The organism is Solwaraspora sp. WMMA2056 (assembly GCF_030345095.1).
Classification (GTDB): domain Bacteria; phylum Actinomycetota; class Actinomycetes; order Mycobacteriales; family Micromonosporaceae; genus Micromonospora_E.
In genome coordinates this window covers 6548891-6561558 of record NZ_CP128360.1, presented here as the reverse complement: position 1 = coordinate 6561558, position 12668 = coordinate 6548891, and the positions used below count along the sequence as shown (strand labels likewise).

At 72.3% G+C, this 12668-nt stretch carries 9 protein-coding genes and 2 pseudogenes; 3 read left to right on the top strand and 8 right to left on the bottom strand.

Translation table 11 applies throughout. The features are described 5' to 3' along the window. Nucleotides 1-242 precede the first annotated feature (242 nt). The 7 genes and pseudogenes from O7608_RS32230 to O7608_RS29785 form a co-directional block, all read right to left on the bottom strand. Nucleotides 243-464 (bottom strand): annotated as a pseudogene (locus O7608_RS32230) (succinate dehydrogenase/fumarate reductase iron-sulfur subunit); the annotation flags it as partial. Nucleotides 465-544: 80 nt separating this feature from the next. Continuing rightward, nucleotides 545-1301 (bottom strand): annotated as a pseudogene (locus O7608_RS29810) (succinate dehydrogenase/fumarate reductase iron-sulfur subunit); the annotation flags it as partial. Continuing rightward, entirely contained in the window at nucleotides 1301-3238 is a 1938-nt protein-coding gene (locus O7608_RS29805) for a fumarate reductase/succinate dehydrogenase flavoprotein subunit (protein WP_289207711.1), read from the bottom strand. The pseudogene O7608_RS29810 and the gene O7608_RS29805, both read right to left, overlap by 1 nt. Before the next feature lie 13 nt (nucleotides 3239-3251). Next, on the bottom strand, nucleotides 3252-4058 hold the full coding sequence (gene sdhC / locus O7608_RS29800; RefSeq protein ID WP_289207710.1) for a succinate dehydrogenase subunit SdhC: 807 nt from the start codon (nucleotides 4056-4058) through the stop codon (nucleotides 3252-3254). A gap of 477 nt (nucleotides 4059-4535) precedes the next feature. Next, nucleotides 4536-5993 (bottom strand): TldD/PmbA family protein, encoded by a 1458-nt coding sequence (locus O7608_RS29795; protein ID WP_289207709.1) that lies wholly within the window; start codon nucleotides 5991-5993, stop codon nucleotides 4536-4538. Next, nucleotides 5990-7426: a TldD/PmbA family protein gene (locus O7608_RS29790; protein WP_289207708.1), complete on the bottom strand. Its 1437-nt coding sequence runs from the start codon at nucleotides 7424-7426 to the stop codon at nucleotides 5990-5992. The genes O7608_RS29795 and O7608_RS29790 overlap by 4 nt, the downstream gene beginning before the upstream one ends. Nucleotides 7427-7451: 25 nt before the next feature. After that, nucleotides 7452-9575, bottom strand: a complete 2124-nt coding sequence (locus O7608_RS29785) for a S9 family peptidase (protein WP_289207707.1) — start codon at nucleotides 9573-9575, stop codon at nucleotides 7452-7454. A 78-nt stretch (nucleotides 9576-9653) separates the two neighbouring features. Here O7608_RS29785 and mshB point away from each other — a divergent pair, with 78 nt between their 5' ends. The 3 genes from mshB to O7608_RS29770 all read left to right on the top strand — a co-directional run bounded on the left by mshB (nucleotide 9654) and on the right by O7608_RS29770 (nucleotide 11567). After that, entirely contained in the window at nucleotides 9654-10547 is an 894-nt protein-coding gene (gene mshB, locus O7608_RS29780) for an N-acetyl-1-D-myo-inositol-2-amino-2-deoxy-alpha-D-glucopyranoside deacetylase (RefSeq protein WP_289207706.1), read from the top strand. Between the two features lie 23 nt (nucleotides 10548-10570). Beyond that, nucleotides 10571-11029 (top strand): hypothetical protein, encoded by a 459-nt coding sequence (locus O7608_RS29775; protein WP_289207705.1) that lies wholly within the window; start codon nucleotides 10571-10573, stop codon nucleotides 11027-11029. Between the two features lie 73 nt (nucleotides 11030-11102). Beyond that, entirely contained in the window at nucleotides 11103-11567 is a 465-nt protein-coding gene (locus O7608_RS29770; protein WP_289207704.1) for a hypothetical protein, read from the top strand. Here the strand turns inward: O7608_RS29770 and O7608_RS29765 are convergent. Continuing rightward, nucleotides 11536-12624, bottom strand: coding sequence for a GNAT family N-acetyltransferase (locus O7608_RS29765; protein ID WP_502959151.1), 1089 nt, complete (start codon nucleotides 12622-12624; stop codon nucleotides 11536-11538). The genes O7608_RS29770 and O7608_RS29765 overlap by 32 nt on opposite strands. Nucleotides 12625-12668 lie beyond the last annotated feature (44 nt).

Genomic DNA, 12668 nt, shown 5'->3' with positions numbered 1-12668 from the left:
GGTGCCGTGGGCCCGGCGGCCCGACACCGCCCACGACGGAAAACGATCGACGAGATTCGTTCCCGGCTCCGCCGAGGATGCTACGACTGTCGATGGATTGCTGGCAACTCGCGACATCGCCCCGGTCGGCGCTTCCGCGCGCCAACCGGGGCGATGTCGATCAGAACGGCAGAGCCGCGTTCAGCGGTCCTGCGTCGGGTGCTGGCCGCGTTCAGCGGTCCTGCGTCGGGTGCTGGCCGCGTTCAGCGGTCCTGGTCGGGGTGGTGGTAGTTCAGCGACTTGTCCGGCAGCGGGAAGGTGACGTCCTCGCCGAACGGCGACGGCGCGGCCGGCTTGTCGAAGGCCAGCTCGCTGATCGGCAGGTGACCCTTCTCGTCCACCGCCGCGGCCTGCGGACGGGGGACCTGCCGGTGCCAGTTGACGCCCCGGGCGGCGTCCGCTTCCGGGCTGTGGTCGCCGTCGGCCGGCACCGCGGTCGCCGCCACGGTGCCGACGGGCTGGTCGAGGCCGGACTGACCGAGCCCTGATCCGTTGTCCGCCGCGCCGTTCTGCCCCCGCCGGAAGATCTTGCTACCGAGCCACACCAGTGGATCGTACCGCCGGTCGACGACGCGCTCCTTCATCGGGATGATCGCGTTGTCGGTGATCTTGATGTGCTCCGGGCAGACCTCGGTGCAGCACTTGGTGATGTTGCAGTAGCCCAGCCCCTGCGAGGCCTGCGCGTACTGCTTGCGGTCGGTCTTGGTGTCCAGCGGGTGCATGTCGAGCTCGGCGGCGCGGATGAACACCCGGGGACCGGAGAACGCGGTCTTGTTGTCCTCGTGGTCACGGACCACGTGGCAGGTGTTCTGGCACAGGAAGCACTCGATGCACTTGCGGAACTCCTGTGAGCGTTCCACGTCGACCTGCTGCATCCGGTACTCGCCGGGGGCCAGGTCCTCCGGCGGGCTGAACGCCGGCGTCTCCAACGACTTCTGGTAGTTGAACGACACGTCGGTGACCAGGTCCCGGATCACCGGGAAGGTACGCAGCGGGGTGATGCTGATCGTCTCGTTCTCCTCGAACGTCGACATCCGCGTCATGCAGCCCAGCTTCGGCATGCCGTTGATCTCCATGGAACAGGAGCCGCACTTGCCGGCCTTGCAGTTCCACCGGCAGGCCAGGTCGGGAGCCTCGGTGGCCTGCAGCCGGTGGATGACGTCGAGGACGACCTCGCCCTCGTTCACCTCGACCTGGTAGTCCTGCAGCTCGCCGCCGTTCTCGTCGCCCCGCCACACCCTGAAGTGGCGATTCGTGCCCATCAGTTGTCCGCCTCCTCAGCGAGCGCGTCCTGCGCCAGCGCGTCGAACTCCGCCAGCTCCTCGTCGGTCAGGTACTTGGCCAGCTCCGCCCGGTCGAAGAGCTTGATCAGCTCGGGGCGCATCTTCGGCAGCGGCTTGTGTTCCAGCTTGACCGTCTCGCCGTCGAGCGAGCAGACCAGGTTGACCGTGCGCCACTGCGGGGCCATCGTCGGGTGGTCCTCCCGGGTGTGTCCGCCCCGGGACTCGGTGCGCTCCAGCGCCGCCTTGGCGGTGCACTCGGAGACGACCAGCATGTTGCGCAGGTCGAGCGCCAGATGCCAGCCGGGGTTGTAGCGCCGGCCGCCGGCCGCGCTGACCTTCGTCACCCGTTCCCGCAGCTCGGCCAGCTTGACCAGGGAATCGGCCAGCTCGCCCTCGCGGCGGATGATGCCGACCAGGTCGCCCATCACCGCCTGCAGGTCCTGCTGCAGGGTGTACGGGTTCTCCCCGGTGTCGCGCGACAGCGGCGCCAGCGCCTGGTCGACGGCGTGCTCGACCTCCTCGGCCGAGACCTTCGGCCGCCGGTCCAGACTCCCGGCGTACGCCGCCGCGTGTTCGCCGGCCCGCTTGCCGAAGACCAGCAGGTCGGACAGGGAGTTGCCGCCGAGGCGGTTGGAGCCGTGCATGCCGCCGGAGACCTCACCGGCGGCGAACAGTCCGCTGACCCGGCCGGTGGCCGCCGCAGTGTCCGGTTCGACCTCGACGCCACCCATCACGTAGTGGCAGGTCGGCCCGACCTCCATCGGCTGCTTGGTGATGTCGACGTCGGCCAGCTCCTTGAACTGGTGGTACATCGAGGGCAGCCGGCGACGGATCTCCTCGGCCGGCAGCCGGCTGGCGATGTCCAGCAGGACGCCGCCGGACTTCGTACCCCGGCCGGCCTTGACCTCGCTGTTGATCGCCCGGGCGACCTCGTCACGGGGCAGCAGCTCCGGCGGACGCCGGTTGTTGTCCGGGTCGGTGTACCAGCGGTCCGCCTCCTCCTCGGTCTCCGCGTACTGCTTGCGGAACACGTCGGGGACGTAGTCGAACATGAACCGCTTGCCGTCGGTGTTGCGCAGCACGCCGCCGTCGCCCCGGACCGATTCGGTGACCAGGATGCCCTTGACCGACGGCGGCCAGACCATGCCGGTCGGGTGGAACTGCAGGAACTCCATGTTGATCAGGTTGGCGCCGGCCCGCAGGGCGAGCGCGTGCCCGTCACCGGTGTACTCCCAGGAGTTCGAGGTGACCTTGTACGACTTGCCGACCCCGCCGGTGGCCAGCACCACGGCCGGCGCCTCGAACAGGACGAACTCGCCGCTCTCCCGGTAGTAGCCGAAGGCGCCGGCGACCCGGGGGCCGTCCGGACCGTCCTCCAGCATCAGTTCGGTGATGGTGGTCTCGGCGAAGACCTTGATCCGGGCGTCGTGGACGCCGTACTCCCGCTTGTCCTCCTGCTGCAGCGAGACGATCTTCTGCTGGAGGGTACGGATCAGCTCCAGGCCGGTGCGGTCACCGACGTGGGCCAGTCGCGGGTACTCGTGGCCGCCGAAGTTGCGCTGCGAGATCTTGCCGTCCTTCGTACGGTCGAACAGCGCGCCGTACGTCTCCAGCTCCCAGATCCGCTGCGGTGACTCCTTGGCGTGCAGCTCGGCCATCCGGAAGTTGTTCAGGAACTTGCCGCCGCGCATGGTGTCGCGGAAGTGTACCTGCCAGTTGTCCCGGCTGTTGACGTTGCCCATGGCGGCGGCCGCGCCGCCTTCGGCCATCACCGTGTGGGCCTTGCCGAACAGCGACTTGGAGATGATCGCGGTGCGCTTGCCGGCCAGTCGGGACTCGATCGCCGCCCGCAGCCCGGCGCCGCCGGCGCCGATGACCACGACGTCGTAGTGGTGTCGTTCGATTCGGGTAGTCATATCGTCCAAGCCCTTAGTTGAAGAACCGCAGGTCGCTGAACCAGCCGGCGGACAGCGCCATCACGTAGAAGTCGGTCAGCGCCAGGGTGCCGAGGGTGATCCAGGCCAACTGCATGTGCCGGACGTTGAGCTTGGAGATGAACGTCCAGATCCGGTAGCGCACCGGGTGCTTGGAGAAGTGCTTGAGCCGGCCACCGGCGATGTGCCGGCAGGAGTGGCAGGACAGCGTGTACGCCCAGAGCATGACCACGTTGCCGAGCAGGATGACGTTGCCCAGGCCGACGCCGAAGCCGTTCTCGCCGTCGAAGGCCAGTACCGCGTCCCAGGTGTTGATCAGCGAGATGATCGCGGCGGCGTAGAAGGCGTACCGGTGCGCGTTCTGGAAGACCAGCGGGAAGCGGGTCTCGCCGGTGTAGCGCTGGTGGCCGTCCGGCACCGCGCAGGCCGGCGGGCTGAGCCAGAACGCCCGGTAGTAGGCCTTGCGGTAGTAGTAGCAGGTCAGCCGGAACAGCAGCAGGAACGGCAGGGTCAGCGCGGCGTCCGGGATGATCCACCAGCCGGGCAGGAACCGGCCGAAGTGCGCGGCCTCCGGTACGCAGCGTTCGGTGACGCAGGGTGAGTAGAACGGGGTCAGGTAGTGGTGCTCCTCGACCCAGTAGAAGTCGTGCATGAAAACACGGACAGTGGCGTAGGTGACCCAGGCACCGAGTCCGATGACGGTGATGAGCGGGGGTAGCCACCACCGGTCGGTGCGCAACGTCTTCGCCGCGATGGCGGCGCGCGCCCGCGCCTGCCCCGGCGTCGTTGCCGTAGTCGTCATCCTGTCTCCCTGACGGGGCCCGACTTTCCCAAGGCGGACCCGGATATCTTCGGCCGGTCCGTGGCGAGCAGGGCAGAGCCCAGATTGCCGTGCGACCGCGTGCTCCAATCCCGCGCCGCGCGTTCGACGGCTGGCGCAGTCCGGTGCACACGTTACGCCCCGTACCGACGGACGTATGCGCAAGGGAGTCTCGCCGGTATCGCGTCGGTTACGAAAGCCCGGCCCGCCGCTGGGTGGGCGGATGTGCAGAACCTCACTGGATCCGTAGCGGCGTCGGTCACAGATCGGCCGTTGTCAACCGTCGGCGGGGTGGTCCGGCACCCACTGGTACGGGTGACGGGCGGCGCGGTCGACCAGCCCGCACCGCCCGTCGCGGACCCACCAGAGTGAGGTGTGCCTAACCTAAGTTATTGATCGAGATGTCGTCAACACCGACGGTCGCCGGCGGCACGGTCGGTCAGCCGGCGACCCGGATGGTCAGCCGGCGGCACCGCCGGTGATCTGCCAACTGGCCAGGTGCAGCGCCGGGGCGTGCCAGGAGGTGGCGTCCCAGGAGTCCGGCAGCCGGGTCAGCCGCGTACCCAGCCCACGTACCGCCCCCGGGGCCAGCGCCTCCGGATAGGACTGGGTGAACCGCAGGTTCGCCACCGCCGCGACGATCTCACCCGACTCCACCAGCCACACTCCGTTACGGGTCAGGCCGGTCACCACCAGACTGCGCGGATCGAGCACCCGGGTGTACCAGAGGTCGGTGACCAGCAGGCCGCGCTCCATCCCACCGAGCAGCGCCGCGCTGCCGTCCGCCGCCGGCCCCACGTCCGCCGGCCCCACGTCCGCCGGCCCCACGTCCGCCGTACCGTCGCCGGCCGGAGCCTGGTCGACCTGGCCGGCCGGGACCAGCCGCAGGTGCTGGGCCGCCGGCCCCCAGACCACGCTGCCCGGCACCGCGTGCCCGGTCGACGCCATCCCGGCCGCCGCCCCGGTCCGCCGGTCGTGGGTCAGCGCCACCGACCGGCCCGCGTCGACCAGCACCGTACGGTCGGTCGGCGTGCCCTCGGCGTCGAACGGCACCCCGCCGCCGACCGCCGGATCGTCGATCAGCGAGATCGCCGGGTCGAACTGCCGCTCGCCGAGGGTGACGAACGACCGCCGCTCGTGGTGCGCCTTGCCGGCGAAACCGTAGTGGGCCAGCATCTGCAGCAGATCCAGCACCGCCGTCGGTTCGAGCACCACCGGGTAGCGGCCCGCCGGCAGGTCGACCGGGTGCCGCCCGGCCCGCGCCTTGACCGCCGCCCGCGCGCCGAGCCGCGCGCCGTCGACGTCGGCCAGCCGGGCCGCCGCCAACCGGGCCACCCCGTCGACCCCGTCGACCCGGGCGATGCCGTCCATCGCCGCCTCCGCCGTACGACCACCGGCGGTCTGCCCGGCAGAATTGGCGAACCCGGTCGACCGGTGCACGGTACGGCAGTAGCCGGCGCATTCCAGGCCGTCGGCCGCGGCGACGAAGTCGCGCACCCGGGCGGCCCGCTGGTCCGGCCCGGCCTGGGCGGTCGCCTCGTCCCAGGTGCCGGCGGCGTGCAGCGGCGCCGGCCCGGCCAGCCCCGGCCAGGCCGGATCCGGCGGGCACAGCCGCGCGGCGGTCAGGGTGCGCTCGACCAGGTCGGCCAGTCCGTCCGGGCCGGTCAGCGTCGTCGAGCCGATCGCGGTCCGACCGTCGACGTGCAGCCGCAGCCACACCGTGGTCGTCGCCTCGGCCACGTTCTGATGGATGAACGAGTTGGCGAACCGGGTCAGCGCCAGCGCCCGGTGGTCGACGTACGCCTCGGCCTGCGCCTCCGGCCCGGCGGCCCGGCGGACCAGTTCCACCACCCGCACCGCCAGTTCGGTCTCGGCCGGCGACAGCGCCACCCCGGTCGTCCCCGCGTCCAGACTCATCCGCGCACCCCCACCCGGACGTCGGTGAACCGGGCCGGGGCCGCCGGATGCCCGGTGTGCCCGACCTGGCCGGGCTGGCCCTTGCCGCAGTTCGGCGTCCCCCAGGCGACGCTCTCCGACGACAGCATGTCCATCGACCGCCAGAACACCGGGCCGATCCCGGTGTACGTCGGGTTGCGCAGCATCCGCCCCAGCTTTCCGTTCTTGATCTCCCAGCCGATCTCGCAGCCGAACTGGAAGTTCAGCCGCTTGTCGTCGATCGACCAGGACCGGTTGAAGTCCATCAGTACGCCGTCGTCGGTCGCCGCGATCATCTCGTCCAGGGTGTGCGGGCCCGGTTCCAGGCCGACGTTGGTCATCCGCACCATCGGCAGCCGCGACCAGCCGTCGGCCCGCACACTGCCGCCGTGGTCGAGCCCGGCGACCGCCGCCGAGTCCCGCCCGGCCAGTACGCCGACCCACCGGCCGGCGCGTACCGCGTCCCGCTTGACCGCCGGGCTGCCCTCGTCGTCGAACCCGAAGCTGCCCAACGCCCCCGGGATGGTCGGGTCGATGGTGACGTTCATCAGCTCGGACCCGTACCGCAGGCTGCCCAGCTGGGCCAGGTCCAGCCAGGACGTCCCGGCGAACGCCGCCTCCCAGCCCAGGATCCGGTCCAGCTCGATGGCGTGTCCGACGGACTCGTGGATCTGCAGCGCCATCTGCTCCCCGCCGAGGATCAGCGTGGTCTCCCCGGCCGGGCACGGCGGCGCGGTCAGCAGCGCCCGCGCCTCCTGGGCGATCCGGGCGGCGTGCGCCGGCAGGTCCAGGCTGTCGACCAGTTCCCAGCCGCTGGTGCCGTACTGGCCCCGGTACGACGGATAGGACCGCCGCTGGGTCTCGCCGTCGCCGATCACGGTCGCCGAGAGCCCGGCCCCGCACTCGCGAAACCGCTGGTCGATCCGGTGGCCCTCACTGGAGACGAACCACTTCTCGGTGTCCCAGATCTGGTACAGCCCTTCGGCCAGGTCCGCGCCGTGCTCCCGCATCGTCGCGGTGGCCGACACCAGCAGGTCACCCTTGTCCGACAACGGCACCGCGAGCGGGTCGACCAGGCACGGGCTGGCCCAGCTGGCGGTGCCGGCACCGGCCGGCACCAGGTCGATCGGCGGCCCCGGGACCAGGGCGCTGGCGGCGGCGATCTTCGCGGCCCGCCCGCCGGCCGCGCGGGCGGCGGCTGGCGACGGATCCGGTACGGCGTAGAAGCCCCAGCTGGATCCGACGAGTGCCCGCACACCGAGCCCGGCGTCGCTGTGCTGGACCAGCGCCTCGATCTCGCCGTTGCGGGCGGTCATCGACTCGTACCGGCGGTGCATCAGCCGGGCGTCGGCGTACCGGGCGCCCGCGTCGAGGGCGGCCTGCACGGCTGCCGTCGCGACGTCGAAGTGGGTCATCGGTCGACCCTATTCGACAATCGGCTCAGCCGATCGATCCCAACGCCTGCCGGAGGAACTCCCGTTCCGCGCGGCGCACCGCCGCCGAGTCCGGGTCGGTGCCGGCGGCCACCGGCAGCACCGTGTGCGGCCGGCCGGTGGCCAGCAGCGCGGCCGACAACCGCAGGGTGTGCGCCACCGGGACGTCGTCGTCGTCGAGCGGGTGCACCAGCAGCAGCGGGCGCGGTTCGTCGCCGCCGACCAGCGGTTCCGCCGCGACCGCGACCAGACTGTGGTGCGGGTAGATCTCGCCGTCGGTCTCCGGCGCCCCCAGGTAGCGTTCGGCGTACCCGGCGCGCAGCAGGGCCCAGTCGGCGATCGGTGCGCGGGCCACCGCCGCCCGGAAGATGTCCGGCCGGCGCAGCACGGCCAGCCCCGCCAGCCAGCCGCCGAACCCGGTGCCCCGCACCACGACCTGGTCCAGGTCCAGGTCGGGGTGCTTGTCGGCGAGCGCGGTCAGCGCGTCGACCTGGTCGGCGAGCAGCACGTCGGCGAGCCTGCGGTGCACCACCTTCTCGAAACTCGGGGCGACTCCGGGCGTACCGCGGCCGTCGACGGCGACCACCGCGAACCCGGCGTCGGCCCACCACTGCCGGCCCAGCCAGTCGGCCCGCCGGGCCCGGACCTGCTGGCGGCCCGGCCCCCCGTCGAGGTCGAGCAGTACCGGCAGTCGCCGGCCGTCGACGTGGCTCTGCGGGTACAGCACGCCGGCGGGCAGCCGCCGGTCGGTGACCCGCTGCAGCGCCGGCCGGGGCGCGGTCGGGCCGAGGGCGGCCAGGCTGCGCAGTACGCCGATCTCGGTGTCGCCGCGCCAGATCGTCCACCGGGTGCCGTGCTGGTCCAGGGCGGCCGAGCCGACGGCGAGCACGTCGCCGCCGACCGCGCCGACGTGCCAGCCGGGTGTGCTGGTGACCCGGGCGGCGTCCAACCCGCCGGAGGAGGCCGCCGTGCGGACCCGGTACAGGTGCTGCTCGCTGGGCTCCCCGTCGCTGGCCTCGATCAGCAGGTCGGGGCTGGTCTGCCGGCCGGGCAGTCGACCCACCACCCGGCGTACGTACAGCGCGGCCGGGGTGAGCAGGGTGCCGTCGGCGAACAGGCAGCGGGCGTCGTAGCCGTCGTGGGCGAGTTCGCCGCCGACCAGCACCCGACCGTCGGCCAGGTAGCAGGGGGTGCCGGGGATCGGCTCGACCCAGCGCGGGTCGGCGAGTTCGGCGTGCACCTGGGTCTCGCCGGTGCGGGGGTCGATCGACAGCACCAGCCCGTGCTGCTGCATCCGGCGCAGCACGGTGATCAGTGGGCCGCCGTCGGACCAGTCGACCGACACCAGGTACGGGTAGGTCTCCCGGTCCCAGTGCACGTCGACCCAGCCGCCGTCGAGGTCGAGCAGGTGCAGGGTCACCTCGGCGACCGGTCCGCCGCACAGTGGGTACGGTGCGGTGCGGCCGGGCTGCTGCGGCTGCGCCGGGTCGGCGTACCGCCAGCGGGGCAACCGGGACCGGTCCACCCGGGCGGTGAGGATGGTCTGCCCGTCCGCCGACCACCAGTAGCCACGGTCGCGGCCGAAGTCGGCGGCGCCCGGGTCGGGCAGTGCCCAGGTGATGTCGCCGGCCTCGCCGGCGAGCAGCGTGTCACGGCCGTCGGGATGGATCACCCGCAGTTTGCCGAGGGCGGTCGTCGCCGGCCGGGTGGCGGTGTCGGCGGCGTCGCTGTCGGACACGTAGGCGATCCGTTCGCCGGTGGGGTCGGGCCGGGCGTCGACGGCGGTGCCGACCACCGGCACCTCGACGACGTCGCCGCCGACCAGGTCGGCCCGCCACAGCCGGCCGGCGAGGGCGAACACGGCGATCCGGGCGGCCGGGTCGGTGACGTAGCGGTCGATGGTGGCACCGCGCTGCGTCGTGCCACCGCGCTGTGCGGACAGGACCGTCGGGTCGGCGATCCGGCGTTCCTCGGCGCTGTCGGTGTCCAGCACCCAGAGACTGTCGGCCTCGTCGTGCGGCCCGGTGGAACGCAGGAACACGACGCGGGCGCCGTCGGCGCCGACGGTCACCGCCCGGGGCGCGCCACGGGCGGAATCACCGGTACGGACGGTCGATTGCGCAATTTCCACTCCCGGATCGTAGAACCGGCTGGTGCGCCATGAGACCGGTAATTCGCGCAGGTGCCCGTCCGGCGTAAAGTTCCCCGAGTGACCAACCTTGCCGCCGCCCATCGGCTTCTGCTGGTGCACGCCCATCCCGACGACGAGACGATCGGCACCGGTGCCACGATGGCCCGGTACGCCGCCGCCGGTGCTCACGTCACGCTGGTGACCTGCACCCTCGGCGAGGAAGGTGAGATCCACGTACCCGAGTTCGCCGGCCTGGCCGCCGGTGCCGCCGATCAGCTCGGCGGCCTGCGGATCGCCGAGCTGGCCGCCGCCTGCGCCGCCCTGGGCGTGACCGACCACCGGTTCCTCGGCGGTGCCGGCCGCTACCGTGACTCCGGGATGATGGGGTTGGCGACCAACGACCATTCGCGGGCGTTCTGGCAGGCCGACCTCGACGAGGCCGCCGGATACCTGATGGAGGTCGTGCGCGAGGTCCGCCCCCAGGTGGTGATCACCTACGACGACAACGGCTTCTACGGCCACCCGGACCACATCCAGGCGCACCGGGTCACGATGCGGGCGGTCGAGTTGGCCGCGGCCGAGGGAATCGCTCCCGACAAGATCTATTTCACGGCCATGCCGAAGAGCGTGCTGGCGGCCGGAATCGACGCTTTCCGGGGCGCGGCGAACAATCCGTTCGCCGGCGTGGAGCAGGTCGACGACCTGCCGTTCGGCACCCCCGATCCGGAGATCGCCGCCCGTGTCGATGGCACCGACCACTACCCGGCGAAGCTGGCCGCGATGCGGGCGCACGCCACCCAGATCCCGGCCGACTCCTGGCTGTACGCGCTGGCCGGCAACATCGGTGGCGAGTTCATGGGCATGGAGTACTTCACCCTCGCCCACGGCGAACGCGGTCCCGGTGAGGGGCCGTACGGCTGGGAGAGCGACCTGTTCGCCGGGCTGCCGGTCGCCGAGGTGCCGCAGCGGTGACCTGGCCCGGTGGGTCCGGTCCGATGTCCGCGACGCAGGAGCAGCCGGTGCCGGCGGCCGCGCCGACGGTACCGGGCCGGCTGCACCGGCTGGCGGATCTGACGGTACGGGTCCTCGGTGGTGCCGTCGCGGTGGTCGCGGCGGTGCTCACCGCGGTGCTGGAGTTGCAGTTCGCCACGGTCCGCCTCGGCGGTCACCTGGTCGGCCTGTCGGTGCTGCTGGCGGTGGTCGGCAACGTGCTGGTCAGCTGGTTCGCCATCCGGGCGGTGGGGGCCCGGTGGGCGGTGGCGGTGCCGGCGGCCGCCTGGTTCGCGGTGATGGTGCTCGCCGCCGGCGGGACCACCGAGGGGGACATCCTGCTGGCCGGGGACAACTGGGTCGGCTTCGCGACGATCTTCGCCGGGGCGATCGCGTACGCGGTGATCGCCTTCCGGGCGATCCTGTCGCCACGTCCGGCACCCGGCCCGGGTGCGCGGAGCTGACGCCGAAGGGTCACGGCTTCTACTATTCCCGGTACCGGGAGAGTGTTCCCGGTTCCGCATCCGGGAGGTGGAGATGAGGCAGCGGTGGCTGCCGGTCGGGATCCTGGCCGTCGGGTTGTTCGCGATCAACGTGGTGGCCCGACTGGTCGCCCGGTTCGCGTTCGGCACCGACACCGAGGCGCAGGACCGGCTGACGTTGGCGATGTTCGTGGTGATCGGGCTCGTGCTCGGTACGGTCGCGTTCGTTTGGGGCCGGCGCCGGCCGGTGGAGCGCTGGGGTGGCGACCTGGCGCTGGCGGTGCTGATCGGCCTGCTGCTGACCGTCCTGGTCGGCCCGTTCGTCAGCGGCGGGCATCCGTTCGCCAACGGCGCGGGTGCCTTCTTCTCACAGGTGTGGCTCTACGGCGGGTGTTCCGCCGGTGGCGCGCTGCTCGGCTATCTGGTGCTGATCACGCTCGGCCTGGACCACCGGTCGCAGTCGCTGCAGCGCTACGCCGAGACAAAGCTCAGCAAGCCCCGCCGGGTGGTGCGTCGCTGACCTGGCCCCACGGCACGTACACGTGGTGGGTGGTGAAGCCCAGCCGGGTGTAGAGCGCGGTCGCCGGGTTGCGCTGCTCGACCTGGAGGAAGGCGCGTCGTGCGCCCATGTCGTCGTGCGCCCAGCCGGCGATCGTGCCCAGCAGATGGCGGGCCAGGCCACGACGCCGGGCGGCCGGGGCCACCTCCAGCAGCGACACGCCGCACCAGTGACGGTCGGCGCTGACCGTGGCCCGGGCCACGGCGATCAGGGTGCCGGCGTCGTGGATCTGGGCGAACCGGACGTGTGGCGCGCCGGTGAGCAGCTGGTGGGCGGCGGCCGGTAGTGACTCCCCGGCGGACTTGCGCGCCGCCACGACGCTCAGCCAGTCCGCGTCCGGTTCGTACGCCAGCCGTACCGGCGGCAGGTCGGCGCGGGCGGCCGTGGCACCGGCGGCCGTCGCGCCGTCGTTCATCGCGTCGGGGCCGGCGTTCATCGCGTCGGCTCGGGTGCGCAGGTCGGCCAGGTCGGCGGTCTGGACCAGCACCAGCGGCCGGGCCTGCCAGCCCCGGTCGGCGAGCACGGCGGCGACGTCGGCGGCGGCCGGCAACGGTACGTTGAACTGCGCCGGCAGGGCACGGGCGGCGTACCAGTCGGTCACCGCGTCGACCGCGTCGGCCAGTGGCCGGCCGGGGTCGCCCAGCGGTAGCGCGGTGTTGGCCCGACCGGTCCAGCCGTCGGCGGCCCGCAGCAGCCAGTCGCCGAGCCGCTGCTGCACCGGCGCCGGCCACGACTCGTTGGCCGCCGCCTCCAGTCGGTGTACCTCGGCCGGGTCGGCCATCGCCCCGGCTCCGGCTCCGGTCCGGCTTCCAGTGGTGGCTCCGGCCCGGCTTCCGGCGGCGGCGGCCGGTGCTGGTGGCACCAGTTTCGCCCGGTGCACCCGGGCGAGCGGGACCTGCCGGGGCCCGTGCCGGGTGAGCACCGTGAGGTCGGTCCCGGTCAACTCGACGAGCAGGCCGAGCAGGTCGGTGTAGCGCGGCCGGTCCGCACCGGTACCGGTGTTCGTGCGGACTACCACGCGGCGTCCCACATCTTGTCTCCGGAGCACGATCGACCCCCTCC